This window comes from Bacillus cereus group sp. MYBK216-1 (assembly GCF_051916495.1).
Taxonomy (GTDB): Bacteria; Bacillota; Bacilli; order Bacillales; family Bacillaceae_G; genus Bacillus_A; species Bacillus_A thuringiensis_K.
This window is the reverse complement of record NZ_JBQAGT010000002.1, coordinates 109,448-129,055: the sequence shown is the minus strand read 5'-3', so window position 1 is coordinate 129,055 and position 19,608 is coordinate 109,448. Positions and strand designations below refer to the sequence as shown.

Sequence of the window (19,608 nt, the reverse complement as noted above, 5' to 3'; positions counted from 1 at the left end):
TCTTACTCCCCCTCACCATGTTGGTCGTAATTCCCACGGTTCAACTCTCCCTACAATCCACTCCGCTCGTTTACTTTCAATCCCTTTTATAACTCCATCAGCTATCTCTTCATGAGTAAGCCATTTTCCATATGTATCTTCTAAAATAAAACCTAAAATAATTCTATGATAAATACATCGCGTACTCCCCATTTTTTGTGCAGGCATACGTGATGCTTTACTACCTAAAATATGAAATAAACTATATGTTTTAGACGACAAATCTAGTTCTTTACAAATATTTGATAGTGCATGTTTTGCACTTGTGTGTACCCATGCAACAACTAATGTGATCGGGCCATTTTTCTTAATTGTACTTTTAATAGCTAGCTTTACATCTTCATCATTATGATAATCTAACGAAAGGCATGTAATATTTTCTGGTGCAGAACTCATTTGCTTAACATTTTCTAATTTCACTTCGTCTCGCCCGATAATAGAAACATAAAATCCTTTCTCACAAAGCCACATAGAAACTTTCTTTAGCATTCCTGTTCCACCAATTACAAGTGCATGCAAATACTATCCCTCCCTAATAAAATGTCATATGAGGTTTCTCATCTCTATAATAATTTAAACGGTCTTGCAGTGTCCCTGAGTGAAATTCAAATTTATGACCGTCAGGATCAACAAAGTATATAGATTCGCAATCTCTTACATCACGTTCTCTTCCTTGTAAAATATGAACATCATTTTCTTCTAATCGCTTTATTAGACATTTAAAGTCTTCTTGTTCAACAGAAAATGCAATGTGCGTATAAGATTGATGAATCTCATTTCTCGGAATATGCGTCTCTTCATTAAGCGCTATCCACACTCCACATATGTTAAAATAAGCCAATTTCCTTCCTTTAACTAATAATTCTCCTTCTAATACTTTTTCATAAAACATAATAGAGTTTTCTAAATTAGATACCGAAAAACAAATATGATTGATTCCCCTTAACAACTATAATTCCTCCTTATACAAATAAAAGATGAGCGAAAATTCACTCATCTTTTATTATACTATTTTTTTGTAATATATGCCCATTTATAACTGAAGTCCCCACCAAACGTATGGTTAGCAATGTCTTTTACAAACGGCTTCTCTAAATAAGCTGTACTTTGTTGGTACGTAGGAGAAATTGCTGCGTCTTGACCAATTAAGATTTTTTCAGCTTCCGCAAGTGCATTCCAGCGTGCTTTATCATCTTTTAATAGCTCTCCTTTTGATTTCGCTACTAAATCATCATACTTCGGATTAGAATAATCCATTTCATTAAATGAGCTTCCAGTAACAAACATATCAATATAAGTCATTGGATCCGGATAATCAGGGCTCCATGCAGATAATGAGAATTCATATTGGAATTTCTTTTCTAAATCTAGCTTCTGCTTGTATGGTTGCTGTTTCAAATTCACTTTAATACCAGGCAAGTTTTTCTCTAGTTCTTCCTTAATAAAGTCGCCCACTTTTTTACGGCTACCGTTATCATCGTTTAGTAATTCAACCGTAATTGTATCTTGACCAAGCTCTTTCTTCGCTTCTTCCCATAATTTTTTTGCTTTCTCTGCATTATCTTTACTATCACGGAAGTTTTTATTTACAGAGCGGAAATCTTTTCCATCCGGACCTGTCGTGAATTTTTCAGGTACTAAGAAATATGCTGGCAATGAACCGTCATTTAAAATGACATCAGCAATTCCTTTTTTATCGTATGCTAAATCAATCGCTTCACGTACCTTTTGGTTTTTAAATGTTGCATTTTTTTGGTTAAAACGTAAGAAATATATGCGTGGATCTAACTTCGTTTTAAATTCATCTGGCTTATTCTTTTTATATTTATCAACAAATTCAGAAGTTAAAATAACTCGATCTGCTTGATCACTATCATATAAATTTACTCCCGTGCTTGTTTCCTTCACAATACTTACATTAATTTCGTCTAACTTTACAGTATCTTTATCCCAATAATTAGGATTTTTCTTCAACTGATAATTTTGTTCATGTTTCCATTGACTCATTGTAAATGGTCCATTATATACTAATTTATCTGCTTCTAATCCGTATTTATCTCCTTGCTCTTTCACATATTTTTCATTTAATGGGAAAAATGTAGGGAACGACGTAAGCTCAAGAAAATAAGGTGCTGGTTGCTCTAATTCTACTACCAACGTTTTATCATCCTTCGCTTTAACACCCAATTGATCTGCTGGTAATTCACCTTTATTTACTTTCTGTGCATTTTTCACATCAAATAAAATGAATGCATATTCTGCCGCTATTGCTTTATCTAATGTACGTTGCCATGCATATACAAAATCTTGTGCTCGAACTGGATCACCATTTGACCATTTCGCATCACGTAATTCAAATGTATATGTCTTTTTATCTTCACTAATCTTCACATCTTTTGCCATACCTGGTGTTGGTTTATTATCTTTATCTAGACGATATAAACCTTCCATTGCATTTACAAATACACGGAAAGATACAGAATCCGTTGATTTAGATGTATCCATTGAAGGAATTTCAGCTGTTTCTAGCAAATTTAAAACTTGTTTATCGGCCATTCCCTTATTCGATTCTTTCTTCGTTGTCGAAGCCTTCTCACCATTCCCACATCCTGCAACCAATACACTCGTCGTTAACGCAAGTGCAGCAATTGTTGTTGTCTTTCTCTTCATTCTTCCTTCCCCCAATCTATATGTATAAGTTAAATCCTATATAATATATTTCATTATACAAAAGATTCTGATTATTTTAAATATTTATTTTAACAAACATAGAAAAAAGCGATCAGAAATTTCTTTCCAGCCGCTTTCTTGAATAGCATTTACTTGTAATCCATCCTCTATATCAAATGGATTTTGAACTTTAAATATTTCTTCCATCAGCTTCAAAAACTCTTCTTCAGTTTTAGATTCACCATTAACCATAAGTGAGTATGGTTCCACTTCACCTAATTTATAATCGACAACAAATTGAATCTTCACCTTTTGTCTTGGCGTTCCGGTGTTATATCCTTGGAATTCTACTAATTCTAACCCTTCCGTTCCACGATAATATATCCAACCTGAATTTTGAAAATAATTTTCGAAAGATTCACCTATTGAAAAGAAAGGATATTCATAAAGCGAGCTTGTACGAACCTTTTGAATAACGTCTCGATCAGTCGGAAAAAAGAAATGACTAAAAAATATGCTAGCAACTGCTAAAATAGTAACAATTGTCGCTCCCATTTTGCTCGTTCCGCCGCTATCATTGATTAGATAGTTTTCAACTGATTTATCTTTTATTTCTCTTGCTTTTATTCGGTATATACGTCTTTCCGCAAATTGATAGTATAATCCATTTGCAAAAATCCCCATTCCAAACAGAATAAAAATGAGTAATAAAAACGTAAGAGGCACCATATTAATGATTGGCAACGCTACATTAAACCCCATATAATACGAAAATGCATCACACGCTACTAATAACAACATAAATAAAGCAGCTGGTACATAATACTTACGATATCCTAGCCAGCCTATATTGAAAATAGCAGCCCAACCATTCCAGCTCCACCTAGCAATCCGCTTATTCTCAAGCTCCCATTTCCTTTTGTAATACGGATATTGTCTCCCTACATATACTTCTAGTTCTTTATCTATTAACGAGCTACCTTCCTCTTGTTCATTATCCAAGTTTCGCTGACAACTTGCACAATTTAACTGTTCCTCCTCGCAAGGTTGCCCACAATTTATACATTTCAAAACAATCCCTCTTCCCATCCATACGTCATTTCAAAATACCTTCGTGTTTTAATAACCACTCTTTCCTCCATAAACCACCAGCATATCCAACAAGCTTTCCACTCTTCCCTATTACACGGTGACATGGAACAATTATTGAAATTGGATTCCGACTATTTGCCCCTCCTATTGCCCGTACAGCTTTTGTATTTCCAACTTTCTCTGCAATATCTAAATATGAAGCACTTACGCCGTACGGAATAGTATAAAGTGCATCCCATACATTTTTTTGAAATGCTGTTCCCTCCGCAGACAGCGGGACCGTAAACTCTTTTCTTTTCCCTTTAAAATATTCATCTAACTCATTTATACATTGTTCTATCATTTCATTTTTATTTTCTTCTTGTCGTTCATCAACAAATATAACAGACGTAATTCCTTCTTGATTCGCTGTAATTTCAAGCAAACCTACTTCGCTTTCATAATAAGCCTGGTACATATGCCATCCTCCAATTCAGTTCATATTAGTCATTGTAACACGAATATACAAAATTTTTCGTATAAGCGTTTTATTAGAGAAACAAAAAAGAGAATGATACAATGTAAGAAAATTCAATCTAGGAGGCTATTGGATGAATTCCGAACTTTTTTCACCTTATACAATTAAGGACGTTACATTAAAAAACCGGATTGTTATGTCACCTATGTGCATGTATTCATCGGAAAACGGGGATGGCCAAGTAACGAATTTCCATCTCATTCATTATGGAACAAGAGCTGCCGGTCAAGTTGGTTTAGTTATGATTGAAGCAACAGCCGTGTTACCTGAAGGTCGAATTTCAAATAAAGACTTAGGCATTTGGGATAACAGTTTAATTGAAGGCTTACATAAAACGACTACTTTTATACATGATAATGGTGCAAAAGCTGCCATTCAACTCGCTCACGCCGGAAGAAAAGCAGAACTAGAAACAGATGCGTTAGCTCCTTCAGCCATTCCATTTAATGAAACAATGAAAATGCCAATAGAAATGAGCAAACACCAAATTAAAGATACCGTATTAGCTTTTCAGCAAGCTGCAGTACGATCAAAACAAGCTGGATTTGATGTTATTGAAATACACGGGGCTCATGGTTATCTTATTAATGAATTTCTTTCTCCGCTTTCCAATAAGCGGACTGATGAATATGGTGGTTCACCTGAAAACCGCTATCGTTTCTTACGCGAAATCATTGACTCGATAAATGAAGTTTGGGACGGACCAATATTCGTTCGTATTTCAGCAAATGATTATCATCCTGACGGGCTAACGGTTCAAGATTACGTTCAGTATACAAAGTGGATGAAAGAACAGGGAATAGATTTAATCGATTGTAGTTCTGGCGCAGTTGTACCAGCACATATTGATGTGTATCCCGGTTATCAAGTACAATATGCCAAACATATTAAAGAGCATGCTAACATTGCAACTGGTGCAGTTGGATTGATTACGACCGGAGTACAAGCAGAGCAAATTTTAAATAATAACGAAGCAGATTTAATTTTCATCGGACGTGAATTACTTCGCAATCCGTATTTTCCGAGAATAGCGGCCAATGAACTTGGCTTTGAATTGCAAGAACCTCACCAATATAAGCGAGCACCAGGAAAAATTCATACGAATAAATAAAACCGAGAAGTCATTCTTCTCGGTTTTATTTATTCTATCGTTGTAATTTCATTTGAATTATAAGTATGGATACCCGATTCTTCTCGTAGCGCGGTTATATACATCCCTTTCGCCACATCTTTAGCTGAAATTGGTTTATATTTTTTGAAAGCTCCTTTAAAGATAAACGGAATAATACGAGATAACTTTTCAGCCATTCGTTCGCCGAAACGAAATTCTTGTCGATTTCCTACTAATAATGATGGTCTAAAAATGTGAATACCACCAATCACTAACTTTTGCAATTCTTCTTCCATTTTTCCTTTCACTTGTGAATAAAAGAAGAATGATTTAGGATTCGCTCCCATAGAAGACACGACAAGGAAATTTTGTACCCCTTGTTTTTCAGCTAAACACGCAGCTCGTAACGTATATTCATAATCTACTTTTTTAAAATTTGCTTTTGTTTTTGCTTTTTTTATTGTTGTTCCTAAGCAACTAAAAACATCATCCACAGCAAAGAACTCTTTATATTCCTCTAATACCGAAAAATCAACTTGTTTCTGCTGTAACTTCTCATGTTGCAATTGCATTGGCTCTCTTACAAAAATAGTAACCGAATCGTAGTAATCTGATCCAAGTAATAGACGCGTTATCTCTTGTCCAACTAAACCACTTGCACCAAGTATTAACGCTGTTCGCTTATTCATATATGCATATACCTCTTATTTTACTTTTCTCTCCTTTAGTAAAATACAACCTTTAGGAGTTTCCTGCTCTTATTTTACCACAAGTAAAACACTATGCGTACGCATAGTGCTTTACTCACTCTTTTTTCTCATCTCTCTCTTGTAATTTCGTTATTGTTGTAGCGTCCCCTAAATTACTTATTAATTTTCTTAAAAAAATTAATACGAAAAATAATGGCAATACTACCGCTAATATTAATAAAATAGCTTCCATTAAGTAACCCAAGCGCTCATCCCCCTCTTTACCTCCTTTTCAATATATGAAAACAGCGTTGTCACATATGCATGCATTTGCAAAAATAATACACCTATATTTGACAACTTTATAACAAAAACAAATCGGAATGATTATTATTTATTGCAACTTTATTAAAGATGTATTATACTAAGTTCGCAAACTAAAACGTAATTATTCCGTTTTGTATTAAAATGATATTTTTCTTCTATAATTGGGGAAAATATATCCGTAAAAAAGAAAAGAGGAGAACTTCATGCCTAAAAGATTGACTATATTTTCATTCTTACTTATTTTTACCTTAATTTTCGCTGGCTGCTCAAATAAAAAAGAAAGTAATGCCAAGAAAGATGGAAAGCTAACAGTTTATACAACGATTTTCCCACTTGCTGATTTCGCAAAGAAAATCGGTGGCGACTATGTAAATGTTGAAGCGATTTACCCACCTGGTGCAGATTCACATACATTTGAACCAAGTCAAAAACAAACAGTACAAGTTGCAAAAGCCGATTTATTTGTTTATAACGGCGCTGAATTAGAACCATTTGCTGAAAAAATGGAAAAAACATTACAAAAAGAAAATGTTAAAATTGTAAATGCATCTAAAGGTATTGAGCTTCGTGCTTCTACTGAAGAAGAGCATCATGATCATGGAGATGGCCATAAAGAAGATGAACATCATCACGATAAAGACCCGCATGTTTGGTTAGATCCTACTCTAGCAATGAAACAGGCAGAAAAAATTAAAAATGCACTTGTAGAATTACAACCTGAACATAAACAAGAATTCGAAAAAAACTTTGCAGCACTTCAAACTAAATTTACTGATTTAGACGATGGATTTAAGGCAGCTGTAGCGAACGCAAAAACGAAAGAAATTTTAGTTTCTCATGCTGCCTATGGTTACTGGGAACAACGATACGGCCTAAAACAAATTCCTATCGCTGGAATTTCAGCTTCTGATGAACCATCTCAAAAGCAGCTTGCTGACATTACAAAAACAGTAAAAGAACATAATCTAAAATATATTTTATTCGAAACATTCTCTACTCCAAAAGTAGCATCCGTAATTCAAAAAGAAACTGGTACAAAAGTTTTACGCTTAAATCACTTAGCTACTATTTCTGAAGATGATGCAAAAAATAATAAAGATTACTTTACTTTAATGGAAGAAAACGTAAATACATTGAAAGAAGCAACAAACTAATCCATTATATTTTCTAGGCAGCTGAATTTGTTATTCAGCTGCCTTTTTATGTATTTATCCTTGACTTGACCAAAATAACAAGTAAAATTATCCATATTAGCTTTAAAGCTATATTAATTTAGAAGGTGAGTTGGAATTATGAATCTTCACATTTGTGAAGTAACAGCAAAAAATTGGCGTTCAGTAGTTGCTTTAGACGTCGCAAAAGATCAGCAACAATTTATTGAAAGTAACGCGTTTTCTTTAGCAGAATCATTATATGAAGGAAACGGAACGTCAGTAGGTTTATATGATGGAGAAACACTTGTAGGATACGCAATGTATGGATGGTATTCAGTAAAACATAAAAGTGTATGGCTCGATCGCTTTATGATTGACCAACAATATCAAGGAAAAGGATACGCAAAACGTTTCCTTCGCTTACTCATTCAATTCTTACAAGAAAAATTTGAATGCAAAATAATTTACTTAAGTTTACATCCAGACAACAAACTTGCAATGGGACTGTATGAATCATTTGGTTTCCGCTTAAATGGGGATATTGATGATGAAGGTCCAGTTGTAGGTGTTGTAATGGAGTTACTAATAGACGAAAATACAAGCCTGTGAAAACAGGCTTTTTATTATACATTTATCAATTTTTAGTTTCTTACCCTTATTGAATTCTGTTTTGCAATCTAATAGAATGCTCATAAAAAATAAGCCTGCAATTTACGCAGACTTATTTCACACACTCCTCGAAATGTTCTTGGAACCACTCTTTATTAATATCTCTTCCGATAAAAACTACTTCACTTACTCGCTCTTCGCCCTCTTGCCACTCTCTATCGTACGAAGCAGCAAATAACGTATGTACACCTTGGAAAACGATACGTTTATCTACTCCATCTATCGATAAAATTCCTTTGTAACGATATAAATATTCCCCTAGCTCTTGAACGACAGCTGACATCCACTCATTAAGCTTTTGTAAATCCAGCGGACGTTCTTCACGTAATACAAATGATTTCACACCTTCTAAGTGGTTATGTTCTTTATGAGGGTAAATTTGCAACGTATCTTTCGTTTTAAACGTTTGGATTTGTAATAAAGATGGTATATCTACCTCACAGTTAGTCGCCTCAATTAACTTTGCAGTCGGGTTAATTCCTTGAATTTCATGCAAGAGATTTTCTTTCTCATTCTCTTCAATTAAATCTAATTTATTTACTAAAACGACATCAGCAAACGCAATTTGCTCTTTTGCTTCTAATCCTTTTTCAAAATGTTTATGTATATGATAACTATCTACTACCGTTACAACACCGTTAATTTGGTAAGCAGATTGAATGACTGGATCTAAAAAGAATGTTTGAATAATTGGGCCTGGATTTGCAAGGCCAGTCGTTTCAATTACTAAACCATCAAAATCCATTTTCCCTTCTGCTTTTACGTCCAGTAACTGTTTTAAAGCAACGAGTAAATCTTCACGTACAGTACAGCATAAACAGCCATTTGTCATTTCCATAATTTCTTCTTCCACATTCATAATCAACTGATTATCAATGCCAATTTGCCCTATTTCATTTACAATCACCGCTAATTTCTTACCGTGATTTTCTGATAAAATACGATTTAATAATGTCGTTTTCCCAGATCCAAGAAAACCAGTTAATATTGTTACTGGAATCATTTCGTACATCTCCTTATAGCTATATGTTTCTACATTATAGCATATAGAGAAAATCGTTTTTGTAGCAAAACATATTTATTGTCTCTACACCTAATTAACTATATAATAACATGTAGTAAGAAAGCCTTTTCAAAACATTATTATTCATCAAGGGGGTACTTATAATGGATCGAGTTCAAATGGCTGAAACGCTAGAATTTTCTCGTATTATTCAAGGATTTTGGCGTTTAGCAGAATGGAATATGACGAAACAAGAATTACTTTCTTTCATTGAAGATTGTATGGATATGGGAATTACTACTTTTGATCACGCTGATATTTACGGCGCATATACGTGTGAAGGGTTATTTGGCGAAGCTTTACAATTAAAGCCTTCCTTACGAGAAAACATGCAAATTATTACAAAGTGTGGAATCGCTCCCCCATCACCGAAATTTCCAGAGCGATATGTTGCTCACTACAATACTAGTGCAGAGCATATTATGCAAAGTGTAGAAGCATCACTTAAAAATTTACATACAGATTATATTGACGTATTACTTATTCATCGTCCCGATCCTTTTATGGATCCAAATGAAGTGGCAAAAGCATTTTCACAATTAAAACAAGAAGGGAAAGTTCGTCACTTCGGTGTATCTAACTTCTTACCTTCACAATTTAATATGTTAAGTTCGTACTTAGATTTCCCGCTTATTACGAACCAGATTGAAGTTTCTGCATTGCAGCTTGAGCATTTTGAAAAAGGGACAATTGATTTATGCCAAGAAAAACGAATCAATCCAATGATTTGGTCACCTCTTGCTGGTGGGGAGATTTTTACTGGTCAATCAGAACGCGCCGTACGTGTACGTGAAACTGTGCAAAAAGTTGCTACTGAGTTAGGTGTTTCTAGTATCGATACAGTTATGTATGCTTGGTTACTTGCTCATCCAGCTAATATGATGCCTATCGTTGGCTCTGGTAAATTAGATCGCGTAAAAACTGCCGCTCTTGCTACAAAAGTTAACTTAGACCGTCAACAATGGTTTACAATTTTCGAAAGCTCTAATGGACATCCTGTACCATAATGCATAAAAAGAAGAGCTGTTTTCTTACAGCTCTTCTTTTTCATATGTATTTCTAGTCATAGCAAATACACACATATCCCTTAATCCGTTTCCATCTACCGCAACGCTCGCACTTTCTAACGTACCTTCTAACTTAAAGCCTAATTTCTCAGGTATCGCTCTACTCTTCTTATTGAAAGAATCACAACGAATTTCTACACGGTTTGCTTTCAATTCAGAAAAAGCGTAATCCGTTATACCTTTCGCAGCCTCTACCATATAGCCTTTTCCACTAAACCTTGTATCAATCCAATATCCGATTTCAAATTGAGGTATATCCCAATTAATACGATGTAATCCGGCTGAAGCAATAAATTCACCTGTTTCTTTCGAAAATACTAGTAATCTTAAATCTTCACGTTGCAAAAATTGAATATGTGATTTTCTAATACTTTCTTCTACTTCTTGCTCTGTTTGCTCTTTTTGTGCAAACACCATCCAAGGTTTTAGTTCTTGTATTGAAGCCTGAATTGCATCATATACAACTTTACCATCTCCTGGTTTCGGCATTCGAATAAAAAGCCTGTCAGTATAAAATTCAGAAGGAAAATCGAATAATAACGGATTCACTGTAAACACTCCCTATATTTCTTTTATATATAATAATATCCATCTCAAGTTATATAGTAAAGAATTTTCTGAATTGAAAACCTTTTACTCATTCACTTCCACCGCTACACGAATTCCAGATTCAATCGCACCTTGAATCCATCCGTGATATAGCGTTGTATGATCTCCAGCGAAGAATATTCTCCCCTCTGGTTTGACAATCGCTGGTTGCAGCTCAGTTTCTTGACCTGCTTGAAAAAGTGCAAATCCTCCAAGCGCATACGGATCCAATGTCCAGCTTTTTGAAATTCCAGATATGAACTCATCATAGACTTGACCACCTAATATCGTTGCTAAATTGTGTAAGGTGTAATAAATACGATCGCCTTTTGATAAACCATCCCATAACAATGCATCGTAAGACCATGTATAGCTACCTAACATCATAGCAGGTCCTTTTTCTCCAATCCCATGACTTGGATAATAGGCATAACGGATTGGCAAATCTGTTATAATTCTGCCACCTAATTGCCCTTGTTCTTCCCAAAATCTGCTTTTAAATTGAATTCCTATTTTCGTCGCAGGCATGTAATGTAATTCACGAATTGCTTTCCATTTTTCATGAGATATAGAATCAAACGGATCTACTTCTACAAAACGCATTGTCGAAAACGGGATAGTAACAATAACTAAATCTCCTGTAATACTACTATATTCAAAAGTTTCCTCGTTCCGATAGAAAGCTGTCACACCATTATCGTGTTGATGTAACTTCATTAATTTTTGATTATATATAATATTTTCTTCTAATTGCGGTAAAAACGACTTTGGTAATCTATCATTCCCGCCCATAATTTCACAAAATCCGCTCTCCTCTTGCATAATGTATAAAAATCGTAAAGTCTCTACAAACGACCGCTCTAAAAAACCTTCTAAATCTAATAGAACACCGATCATCTCAATTGTTACTGGCGAAAAGTAAGTATTATACTGATAAGGATGATACTTTAAAAATTGTCCAGTAGAGTATCTTCCAAAATCCTTTACTACAACGTCCCAATTTTTTTCTGGGTTCTTTTTTATAAAATTTATAATGGGCTGTACCGCTAACAATAATAATTCCTCTGACGTTTTTCCAACTTCATTCATTTCCACAGGATATCTTAGAATACTTGGATCTTTTTCATATTGTTTTAACGTCGTTTTCCGTCCATTTACGTATATAACATCCGTCTCATTCCTATTAATAAAAGGTCTCACCTGTAGCCCAAATTTTCTTATATATGCCATCGTTAATGTATGCGTATACGGAATTCTCATTGCTCCAACATCTAAATATAATCCGGTATCTTCCATTCTAACCGTTTCTATACGGCCACCTACCCGGTTATTTGCTTCAAAAATTTTCACATCATGTCCTGCAGCCTTTAATAAAGATGCTGAAACTAACCCAGCCATACCAGCTCCCACTACAATAATCTGTTTTGGGCTTATCGTCTTCTTCAATCCTTTATCTATAACTTTTAACGCTTCATCCATTTCAGTGTTATACATTATATCTTTCTGCACAATTCCACCCCTTACTTCATCAAATGGACGTTAGTGGTTTAGTGCATTTTATTCATAAATCCCCATAAACATAACACCATTGCAATTTGAATATTCACTAAAAGTACATAAGAGACAGATCTCACTTTTCTTTATACTTCGTATAATATAGCAACTACAAAGAAGGAGTGGTTAAAAATGAAACATACTTATGACTACGATGCTACAAAAAAACATTTAGAATTAAAGAAACAAAACTTATGTAAAAAACTTAGCAATATGACACTATCTGAAAAAGAACGTGAACAACTAAAACGTGAAATTGACAACTATGAATATATTTTAAATCTAGTCGAAATGAATCATTATGAACGCGGATTTTCTCGTTAAAAGCGGAAATAAGATTATCCGCTTTTCATTTTGAGCATTTCACTACGCATTTTTCATAAGTAAATATATAATAGGATGTACATTAAGATTGAGAGGTATATTCTATGATCAAGTTAAGTGTATTAGACCAATCACCTATTTCAGATGGTAGCACAGCAGCCCAAGCTTTTTCACATACAGTTACGCTTGCACAAGAAGTTGAAAAACTCGGATTCACACGTTTTTGGGTATCCGAACATCATAATTCCGTAAGCTTAGCTGGTTCAAGTCCAGAAATACTTATTTCTCATATTGCCGCAAAAACGGACCGTATTAGAGTCGGTTCAGGTGGTGTTATGTTACCGCATTATAGCCCATATAAAGTTGCTGAGAATTTCCGTGTTCTAGAAGCACTGTATCCAAATCGTATCGATCTCGGTGTTGGTAGAGCCCCTGGTGGTATGCCAATAGCAACTCGCGCACTTCAAGAAGGGAAAATGGTCTCACTTGATCAATATCCAGAACAAATTGCAGACGTTGCAATGTACTTACATGATCAAGTACCAGAAAACCATCACTATGCAAACTTAAGAGCCACTCCAGTTATCCCAACATCTCCTGAAATGTGGATGCTCGGTTCTAGCGGAGAGAGCGCTAAAATTGCTGCAAACAACGGAGCTTCTTTCGCATTTGCACAATTTATTAACGGCTTCGGAGGCCCTGAAGTTATGAGGGCTTACCAAGAACAATATCAGCCTTCATTTTTAGGAGATAAGCCTAATTCAATCGTTGCCATCTTTGTTATATGCGGAGAAACAAATGAAGAAGCGGAAAAAATTGCTTCTAGTTTAGATTTATCAATCTTATTATTAGAGCAAGGAAAACGAACTACTGGTACACCTTCTATTGAAACTGCTCAAAATTATTCATACAGCGCTTATGATTTATTCCGTATAAAAGAAAATCGTCAACGTATGATTGTCGGTGATCCGTCTTCTGTAAAAGAAAAAATAATAAACTTAAGCAAAGCATACAATACTGACGAATTTATGATTGTCACGATTACTCATCAATTCGAACATAAATTAAAGTCTTATCGCTTACTAGCAAATGCTTTTAATTTATAATTCTAAAAAGAGATGCATCACATATGATGCATCTCTTTTTCTTACTACTTATTGTTTTCATTTCCTATATATTCAATAGCTTCTTTTAATAGCTCTTCAAAGTTAATAGGATAATTATGATCTAAGTCAGGCACAACTTTATACTTATGTTCTATATTCTTCTCTCTTAATAGTTGTACGAATTGCTGCGTGGATTCGAAACAGTCTTCATCTTGATCCCCGCATACTATATATCCTTTTATATGTTTATCCTTCAGCACTCTTAGCAACTCATCCCATTCTTCAATCTCAGGAAGCCAGGGTGCCATAAAAACAAAACCATCTACATCTATATCTTTTTGTAAAATCGTATATAAAGCTACTCTTGCCCCTGCAGAAAAACCACCAATTATTACATTTTCTACTGTATGATTTTCTATAAACTTATTGTAATGCTCTTTTAATTCCCCTTTCCCTCTCTCTAGATCACCCCAAACAAATCCATCTGAAAACTGAATTTGTGAAGACTGTGGTAAAGCTAACGTGTAATCTTGTGTCAAAACTGATTTCCAATATGACTCTACTATTTGAATATTTTCTTGGTCACCATGTAATGTAAGTAGTAGATTTCCCTCTTTCTTGCTGTATATATATTTCACGTCTGGTCTTTCCGTTTTATGTGCTAATGCTTCTCTTTCTTTACATAATTGAACCATTGTATGAAATTCTTCAAATTTATGTAGTGATTTTAAATCATCGTCCGAAATTAAATACTCATTTCCATACCAGAATCCCTTTTCTATAATGGCCTCTCTCATTAAATGTAATGCTTCTTTTTCAAGTCCCGATGCACTTGCGAGCGCATACTTAAAATTATATATTTGCGCCTCATTCCCTATTACACCTGTAGCATTTTCCATTATATAATTGTACGCTTCAAAACTTCCTTTATTTGCATAACAACGTAACGTTTCATTTAATAATTGAATGTAAGTCATACTATTTTTCATGTACCAATTCCCCCGAAACCTTTTATAATATTTTTTTGCGAATCTTTATACCACTTTGTATAACCTACTCTAACAATTTCTTATTCTCAGAATGATGCTTAATAGTTACTCTTCCCTGTCCAATGCATTTAGTATAAATAAGAATAGACTGAAAAATCAATATTTTAACAGACAAAAAAAGACAACAATATATGTATTGTTGTTTTCATTACGTCTACCCGCTCTTTTGTTTTTTTCTATCTGGTTTACTTGAAACTAAATAATGTTTTTCTGAAATATATAAGTCTCTTTTTAAGCTACGATTTAAGTAAGGTCCTAGTTTCATTCCGCATATGAGGCGATCTTCGCTACCTTCAACAATTGGGAACATTTCTTTTTCTGTTACGTATTGATCTACTGCTTTTTGTACGACATCAATTTCTTTCACTAGGTTTAAATTTTCTTCTGTATGTTCAAATACCTCAAGCGTTTCCTTCGTTATAAGAAAAACATTTGTTGGAAATGCAGGTAAATACGGTTTTAACAGATCATAATTTACTGTATAATCATCATTTACTAATACTGTATAAACGATATTAGCATTCGTTTCTAAAAACTGAGCCATCGCTTGTTCTAACTCATCTTTCGTAATTTCCCGCTCTTCTTTTCCAGTTCTGAAAAAGCGAAACATCGCATCGCCTCCTTTTTACTATATTATAGCATAAAAGAAAACTGAAAAATCATAAAAAAACCCATTGAAATAATTTTTCAATGGGTTTCTATATATTTTTTATCGTTATTTTAAGAATGCACTTAGCATCCATACATGTTGTTCTAATGTTGTATGAATTGCTAACAGCATGTCAGCTGATGTTTCATCGCCAGCTTCACCCGCAACTTCCATACCTTCTTTTAATTCTTGAATAAGTGCAGAATAATCATTCACTAATGTTTGCACCATTTCTTCTGCAGATTCTTTGCTTGTCCCTTCACTGACACTAGATGTTGCGAGATATTCTTTCATTGTCGCTAATGGTTTACCTTCTAAAGCTAAAATACGTTCTGCTAACTCATCAATATACGTTCCAGCCTCATTATAAAACTCTTCAAATTTCTCATGTAATGTAAAGAAGTGTGGCCCTGTCACATACCAGTGATAATTATGTAATTTAACATATAACACATTCCAGTTTGCTACCTGCTTGTTTAATACTTCAACAACATTTGTTTTCGTACTCATACAATCCACTCCTCTTATCATTTTGTAATGTTTATCTTTTAATAACCTAATTACATTTTACCATACATTCCCTTTCCTTTCGAACAATCGGCTTATATGTAACAAAGTTTTAACACCTTTAATACTTCCCTAATATCATTTAATTCATGTATTTTTTCAAACACTTCATACGTCTAATTGTCCAAGCTCATACATATGCATAATAGTACATCAAGCTCATCATAGTAGAAAGAGGGATAACATGGACAATCAACAATGGCAAGTAGCAAAGAAAGTAGCTGCTACTTATATCGGAACTGTCGTTGGAGCTGGATTTGCTACTGGACGAGAAATTGTTGAATTTTTCACAGTGAATGGATTATACGGGACAATTGGCATATGTGTAAGTGGATTTTTTTTTATTTGGCTCGGCACAAAGATGATGTTACTTTCATCACAAATCGGGGCATTTTCAGCGCAAGAATTTAACAAATATTTATTTGGGGATGTATTTGGGAATGTTGTAAACACATTATTATTACTCGTTTTATTCGGCGTAACGAGCGTTATGTTATCAGGGGCTGGTGCAGTATTTGAAGAGCAACTTCGCTTACCAAGACAACTCGGTATTCTCATTACAGTTATCGCTTGTCTCATTATAAGTAGCCGCGGATTACAAGGTGTTTTTGAAGTAAATACACTTGTCGTACCTATTATGATGATTTTTATTATCGGACTTGCTATTACAACCTTTTTTCACGGTACACCTTCCATTAATAACACTATTCCTGCAGAGAGTTGGAATATGAAATGGATTACTAGCCCTATTACATATGTCGCCTTAAATCTTTCTCTCGCCCAAAGTGTTCTCGTCCCATTAGCCAGTGAAGTAAAGGATCGAAAAGCCATTTTTTGGGGTGGGATTTTAGGTGGTGCTGGACTTTCTTTAATTTTATTATGCAGCCATTTAGCAATCTTATCAGTCGATCAATTTTATCAATATAACATCCCAATGGCTGAAGTCATAAGAAGATTTAATGCAACTTTTCACTTCTTCTTCGTTCTCATTATTTTCGGTGAAGTTTTCACAACTTTAGTTGGTAATGTGTTCGGGATGACAAAACAGATGCAATCTATTACCGGGTGGAAAAATCACAATATTATTTTCTTCATTTTACTAATTAGTTATTGCTTTAGTTACATCGGTTACAGTGACTTACTTCACATTCTATATCCTATCATCGGATGGGTAAGTATTGTTATACTTCCAATCATTGCGTTTAAACAACTTCAAAAAACATAAAAAAGCATCCATGTTATTGGATGCTTTTTTATGTTCATTCACAATCATCACATACTTCCCAGTACGGTCCCATTTCTAATGCTAAATACGGCTTTAACTGCAACCGAATCATTCGACTAGGCATGCGTTCTAAAACAAATTGAATTCCTTCTTCATCTTCGTCTAATTCAACTTTTGAAATCACAATTCTTTGTATAGTCGTAATCGGAATTCCATCTTTATATAAAGTGATTTTCACCTCATCGTATTCATTAAAATACAATTCGACACTCATTTGATTTTTCAGTATTTCATCACCAATTTTATATGTATCATTTTGTTCTTGGATTATATATTTCCATCCGCCTCTATCTTCTTTCGGAGCTGTTTGAAATAATGTCTCCAAATCCTCGTATAGCATAAGATAACCCCTCTCTTACTAAAAAACGATGAGTATTTTATATACCCTTTATCTCTATCACTATCCATAGCTATTGTACCATATATCACCGTTCTTACCGTATTCATTTGCTTCATAGATACTTATAAAATAACTAATTCTATCTTCATTATTATGTATATTACCTCATTACTCCATACACTCTTACAAGTTTAAATAACGTCAGACTTTAATCCATGCAAATATTGTCTACTCTCCGCTTTTATTAGCTCACAGCATTCATACTTTTACATATAGTAAGACTACCACAAATAAAAAAGGAGAGTGACTTATACCACTCCCCTTAAAAGAACTTCCCTATAGCTGCTAAAACTAATACGATTATTAAAATTGCAAATAATAATGAGACAATGAAACTAAAAATAGGTAACGCTTTCTTTTCATTCTTCTTAAATAGTAACTTTAAACTAAGAAAAATATTTACCGGTACAAGTATAAAATAAAAATATTTAACAATTTGTACCGAGCTATTCGAAAGTGTTTTTAATATAAACACTTCAATTAGAAAAACAATAAAAAATGAAATACTTAGCCAAAATGAGACGTAACTAAGCCAAGAATGTCTTTTTGTCCCCCAATACACTCCCATAATACTCTCCTTTTATTTGTATTCTATACGTTAATAATTATACACAAAGCTAACAAATACCTCTATTTTTCGACAAACATTATGCAAAATGCCATTTTAAACGTCATAAAGGAAGTCTACATCCCTATTTGATTTTACACAATAAAACAGACTACCCTCTAGTGGCATAATGCTACTAGGGGATAGTCTGTTCTCTATTAAACTTTAAATCTGTCAATTAGTCCTTGTAACTCTTCAGCCATTTGAGATAACGTGCCCGCTGCGGATCCAATTTCCTCCATTGAAGCTAGCTGTTCTTCAGCTGAAGCCGCAACATTTTGTGTGCTTGTTGCATTATTTTGTGCTGTCATTGCAATTTGTCCTACCGAAATAGATACTTCATTTGCCCCTTTTGACATTCCATTAGCCGTTTCAACCATCGTCTTAATTTGATTAGCTATTTCATTTGTAGATTGTAAAATTTCAGCAAAGTTTTGCTTCGTTTCATTTGCGATAACAAGTCCAGATTGAACTTCCTCATTTACATGATTCATAGATTTGACTGTCTTACCCATATCATCTTGTATTTCACATATTAATTTACTAATTTCACTAGAAGATACGCTAGACTGCTCTGCCAATTTACGCACTTCATCTGCAACAATTGCGAAACCTCTTCCATGCTCACCGGCTCTTGCGGCTTCAATCGCCGCATTTAGAGCTAGAAGGTTTGTTTGATCTGCAATATTTTGAATTACTTCTAAAATATCACCAATTTGTTTTGATTTATTATTTAGTAATTGTATAACTGCATCTGATTGTGACACAGATTCTGCAATAGACTGCATCTGGTTTACTGTTCTTCCTACTAGTTTCCCACCATCTTCTGCTTTTTCACGAGTATGTGCAGAAGCCGTATTAATAGATGATGAACTATTTGCTACATGCTGAATACCTTCCGTTACATCAAACAGTAACATAGCGCCATTTTCTACGCTTGTTGTTTGCGTCGTTGCCCCACTTGATATTTCATCCATTGCGATTGTGATTTGCTCAGTCGCTTCACTTGCTTGCCTTACACTTGCAGTTAGCTCTTCTGATGCCGCTGCAACATGCCCAGCTGAATCGTTAATTCTTCCGA

General features: G+C 34.3%; 23 protein-coding genes. 7 read left to right on the top strand and 16 right to left on the bottom strand.

The window, feature by feature from the left end; all coding sequences use genetic code 11:
* Positions 1–12 precede the first annotated feature (12 nt).
* The 5 genes from ACTFRH_RS06210 to ACTFRH_RS06190 form a co-directional block, all read right to left on the bottom strand.
* Positions 13–558: a short-chain dehydrogenase gene (locus tag ACTFRH_RS06210; protein ID WP_000543109.1), complete on the bottom strand. Its 546-nt coding sequence runs from the start codon at positions 556–558 to the stop codon at positions 13–15.
* A 13-nt stretch (positions 559–571) separates the two neighbouring features.
* Positions 572–988, bottom strand: a complete 417-nt coding sequence (gene fosB, locus ACTFRH_RS06205; protein ID WP_000943766.1) for a FosBx1 family fosfomycin resistance bacillithiol transferase — start codon at positions 986–988, stop codon at positions 572–574.
* A gap of 59 nt (positions 989–1,047) precedes the next feature.
* On the bottom strand, positions 1,048–2,709 hold the full coding sequence (locus tag ACTFRH_RS06200; protein ID WP_000824272.1) for a peptide ABC transporter substrate-binding protein: 1,662 nt from the start codon (positions 2,707–2,709) through the stop codon (positions 1,048–1,050).
* An 84-nt stretch (positions 2,710–2,793) separates the two neighbouring features.
* On the bottom strand, positions 2,794–3,798 hold the full coding sequence (locus tag ACTFRH_RS06195) for a DUF2628 domain-containing protein (RefSeq protein ID WP_003300930.1): 1,005 nt from the start codon (positions 3,796–3,798) through the stop codon (positions 2,794–2,796).
* 7 nt (positions 3,799–3,805) lie between these two features.
* Entirely contained in the window at positions 3,806–4,258 is a 453-nt protein-coding gene (locus tag ACTFRH_RS06190; RefSeq protein WP_000283913.1) for a methylated-DNA--[protein]-cysteine S-methyltransferase, read from the bottom strand.
* 133 nt (positions 4,259–4,391) lie between these two features.
* On the opposite strand from ACTFRH_RS06190, the gene namA reads away from it, so the two are divergent.
* The gene (gene namA / locus ACTFRH_RS06185) at positions 4,392–5,429 is read left to right on the top strand and encodes an NADPH dehydrogenase NamA (RefSeq protein ID WP_001083646.1); all 1,038 of its coding nucleotides are present in this window, start codon (positions 4,392–4,394) and stop codon (positions 5,427–5,429) included.
* A 29-nt stretch (positions 5,430–5,458) separates the two neighbouring features.
* Here the strand turns inward: namA and ACTFRH_RS06180 are convergent, their stop codons facing one another.
* Positions 5,459–6,118: an oxidoreductase gene (locus ACTFRH_RS06180; RefSeq protein WP_001042740.1), complete on the bottom strand. Its 660-nt coding sequence runs from the start codon at positions 6,116–6,118 to the stop codon at positions 5,459–5,461.
* Between the two features lie 115 nt (positions 6,119–6,233).
* Positions 6,234–6,383: a hypothetical protein gene (locus ACTFRH_RS06175; RefSeq protein WP_000540930.1), complete on the bottom strand. Its 150-nt coding sequence runs from the start codon at positions 6,381–6,383 to the stop codon at positions 6,234–6,236.
* Positions 6,384–6,648: 265 nt separating this feature from the next.
* Between ACTFRH_RS06175 and ACTFRH_RS06170 the strand changes: the two genes are divergently transcribed.
* Together ACTFRH_RS06170 and ACTFRH_RS06165 are read left to right on the top strand one after the other, a co-directional pair.
* Complete coding sequence (locus ACTFRH_RS06170; protein WP_001126151.1) at positions 6,649–7,599, top strand: metal ABC transporter substrate-binding protein; 951 nt, start codon at positions 6,649–6,651, stop codon at positions 7,597–7,599.
* A 138-nt stretch (positions 7,600–7,737) separates the two neighbouring features.
* Positions 7,738–8,208: a GNAT family N-acetyltransferase gene (locus ACTFRH_RS06165; protein ID WP_001048677.1), complete on the top strand. Its 471-nt coding sequence runs from the start codon at positions 7,738–7,740 to the stop codon at positions 8,206–8,208.
* Between the two features lie 112 nt (positions 8,209–8,320).
* Here the strand turns inward: ACTFRH_RS06165 and ACTFRH_RS06160 are convergent, their stop codons facing one another.
* A complete protein-coding gene (locus ACTFRH_RS06160) occupies positions 8,321–9,271 on the bottom strand; it encodes a CobW family GTP-binding protein (protein WP_000613422.1) in 951 nt (316 codons plus the stop codon).
* A 164-nt stretch (positions 9,272–9,435) separates the two neighbouring features.
* On the opposite strand from ACTFRH_RS06160, the gene ACTFRH_RS06155 reads away from it, so the two are divergent.
* Positions 9,436–10,338: an aldo/keto reductase gene (locus ACTFRH_RS06155; protein ID WP_000376358.1), complete on the top strand. Its 903-nt coding sequence runs from the start codon at positions 9,436–9,438 to the stop codon at positions 10,336–10,338.
* 24 nt (positions 10,339–10,362) lie between these two features.
* Here the strand turns inward: ACTFRH_RS06155 and ACTFRH_RS06150 are convergent, their stop codons facing one another.
* The gene (locus tag ACTFRH_RS06150) at positions 10,363–10,947 is read right to left on the bottom strand and encodes a GNAT family N-acetyltransferase (RefSeq protein ID WP_001068749.1); all 585 of its coding nucleotides are present in this window, start codon (positions 10,945–10,947) and stop codon (positions 10,363–10,365) included.
* 84 nt (positions 10,948–11,031) lie between these two features.
* Positions 11,032–12,495 carry a flavin monoamine oxidase family protein gene (locus tag ACTFRH_RS06145; protein WP_001168124.1) on the bottom strand — a complete coding sequence of 488 codons (1,464 nt, stop codon included), beginning with the start codon at positions 12,493–12,495 and terminating at the stop codon, positions 11,032–11,034.
* 177 nt (positions 12,496–12,672) lie between these two features.
* On the opposite strand from ACTFRH_RS06145, the gene ACTFRH_RS06140 reads away from it, so the two are divergent.
* Both ACTFRH_RS06140 and ACTFRH_RS06135 read left to right on the top strand, forming a co-directional pair.
* Positions 12,673–12,864: a DUF3896 family protein gene (locus tag ACTFRH_RS06140; RefSeq protein ID WP_000683359.1), complete on the top strand. Its 192-nt coding sequence runs from the start codon at positions 12,673–12,675 to the stop codon at positions 12,862–12,864.
* A gap of 104 nt (positions 12,865–12,968) precedes the next feature.
* Positions 12,969–13,970: an LLM class flavin-dependent oxidoreductase gene (locus tag ACTFRH_RS06135; RefSeq protein WP_000594046.1), complete on the top strand. Its 1,002-nt coding sequence runs from the start codon at positions 12,969–12,971 to the stop codon at positions 13,968–13,970.
* Between the two features lie 44 nt (positions 13,971–14,014).
* Here the strand turns inward: ACTFRH_RS06135 and ACTFRH_RS06130 are convergent, their stop codons facing one another.
* The 3 genes from ACTFRH_RS06130 to ACTFRH_RS06120 form a co-directional block, all read right to left on the bottom strand.
* The gene (locus ACTFRH_RS06130) at positions 14,015–14,959 is read right to left on the bottom strand and encodes an alpha/beta hydrolase (RefSeq protein WP_000798310.1); all 945 of its coding nucleotides are present in this window, start codon (positions 14,957–14,959) and stop codon (positions 14,015–14,017) included.
* A gap of 214 nt (positions 14,960–15,173) precedes the next feature.
* Positions 15,174–15,629 (bottom strand): DUF3939 domain-containing protein, encoded by a 456-nt coding sequence (locus ACTFRH_RS06125; protein ID WP_000488208.1) that lies wholly within the window; start codon positions 15,627–15,629, stop codon positions 15,174–15,176.
* A 105-nt stretch (positions 15,630–15,734) separates the two neighbouring features.
* Positions 15,735–16,178 carry a Dps family protein gene (locus ACTFRH_RS06120; RefSeq protein WP_000105199.1) on the bottom strand — a complete coding sequence of 148 codons (444 nt, stop codon included), beginning with the start codon at positions 16,176–16,178 and terminating at the stop codon, positions 15,735–15,737.
* Between the two features lie 241 nt (positions 16,179–16,419).
* On the opposite strand from ACTFRH_RS06120, the gene ACTFRH_RS06115 reads away from it, so the two are divergent.
* Positions 16,420–17,460, top strand: coding sequence for a YkvI family membrane protein (locus ACTFRH_RS06115; protein ID WP_000370207.1), 1,041 nt, complete (start codon positions 16,420–16,422; stop codon positions 17,458–17,460).
* 34 nt (positions 17,461–17,494) lie between these two features.
* On the opposite strand, the gene ACTFRH_RS06110 is transcribed toward ACTFRH_RS06115, so the two are convergent.
* The 3 genes from ACTFRH_RS06110 to ACTFRH_RS06100 form a co-directional block, all read right to left on the bottom strand.
* The gene (locus ACTFRH_RS06110; protein WP_000965062.1) at positions 17,495–17,860 is read right to left on the bottom strand and encodes a DUF3979 family protein; all 366 of its coding nucleotides are present in this window, start codon (positions 17,858–17,860) and stop codon (positions 17,495–17,497) included.
* 322 nt (positions 17,861–18,182) lie between these two features.
* Positions 18,183–18,488 carry a hypothetical protein gene (locus tag ACTFRH_RS06105; RefSeq protein WP_000539571.1) on the bottom strand — a complete coding sequence of 102 codons (306 nt, stop codon included), beginning with the start codon at positions 18,486–18,488 and terminating at the stop codon, positions 18,183–18,185.
* Positions 18,489–18,685: 197 nt separating this feature from the next.
* On the bottom strand, positions 18,686–19,504 hold the full coding sequence (locus ACTFRH_RS06100; protein ID WP_406741423.1) for a methyl-accepting chemotaxis protein: 819 nt from the start codon (positions 19,502–19,504) through the stop codon (positions 18,686–18,688).
* Positions 19,505–19,608: the final 104 nt, after the last annotated feature.

Excerpts from the sequence above, each read along its gene's own strand:
- ACTFRH_RS06200 (WP_000824272.1), bottom strand. The coding sequence starts at position 2,709 with ATGAAGAGAAAGACAACAACAATTGCTGCACTTGCGTTAACGACGAGT.
- ACTFRH_RS06195 (WP_003300930.1), bottom strand. The coding sequence starts at position 3,798 with ATGGGAAGAGGGATTGTTTTGAAATGTATAAATTGTGGGCAACCTTGC.
- ACTFRH_RS06190 (WP_000283913.1), bottom strand. The coding sequence starts at position 4,258 with ATGTACCAGGCTTATTATGAAAGCGAAGTAGGTTTGCTTGAAATTACA.
- namA (WP_001083646.1), top strand. The coding sequence starts at position 4,392 with ATGAATTCCGAACTTTTTTCACCTTATACAATTAAGGACGTTACATTA.
- ACTFRH_RS06180 (WP_001042740.1), bottom strand. The coding sequence starts at position 6,118 with ATGAATAAGCGAACAGCGTTAATACTTGGTGCAAGTGGTTTAGTTGGA.
- ACTFRH_RS06170 (WP_001126151.1), top strand. The coding sequence starts at position 6,649 with ATGCCTAAAAGATTGACTATATTTTCATTCTTACTTATTTTTACCTTA.
- ACTFRH_RS06165 (WP_001048677.1), top strand. The coding sequence starts at position 7,738 with ATGAATCTTCACATTTGTGAAGTAACAGCAAAAAATTGGCGTTCAGTA.
- ACTFRH_RS06160 (WP_000613422.1), bottom strand. The coding sequence starts at position 9,271 with ATGATTCCAGTAACAATATTAACTGGTTTTCTTGGATCTGGGAAAACG.
- ACTFRH_RS06155 (WP_000376358.1), top strand. The coding sequence starts at position 9,436 with ATGGATCGAGTTCAAATGGCTGAAACGCTAGAATTTTCTCGTATTATT.
- ACTFRH_RS06140 (WP_000683359.1), top strand. The coding sequence starts at position 12,673 with ATGAAACATACTTATGACTACGATGCTACAAAAAAACATTTAGAATTA.
- ACTFRH_RS06135 (WP_000594046.1), top strand. The coding sequence starts at position 12,969 with ATGATCAAGTTAAGTGTATTAGACCAATCACCTATTTCAGATGGTAGC.
- ACTFRH_RS06130 (WP_000798310.1), bottom strand. The coding sequence starts at position 14,959 with ATGAAAAATAGTATGACTTACATTCAATTATTAAATGAAACGTTACGT.
- ACTFRH_RS06125 (WP_000488208.1), bottom strand. The coding sequence starts at position 15,629 with ATGTTTCGCTTTTTCAGAACTGGAAAAGAAGAGCGGGAAATTACGAAA.
- ACTFRH_RS06120 (WP_000105199.1), bottom strand. The coding sequence starts at position 16,178 with ATGAGTACGAAAACAAATGTTGTTGAAGTATTAAACAAGCAGGTAGCA.
- ACTFRH_RS06115 (WP_000370207.1), top strand. The coding sequence starts at position 16,420 with ATGGACAATCAACAATGGCAAGTAGCAAAGAAAGTAGCTGCTACTTAT.
- ACTFRH_RS06110 (WP_000965062.1), bottom strand. The coding sequence starts at position 17,860 with ATGCTATACGAGGATTTGGAGACATTATTTCAAACAGCTCCGAAAGAA.
- ACTFRH_RS06105 (WP_000539571.1), bottom strand. The coding sequence starts at position 18,488 with ATGGGAGTGTATTGGGGGACAAAAAGACATTCTTGGCTTAGTTACGTC.
- ACTFRH_RS06100 (WP_406741423.1), bottom strand. The coding sequence starts at position 19,504 with ATGGATGAAATATCAAGTGGGGCAACGACGCAAACAACAAGCGTAGAA.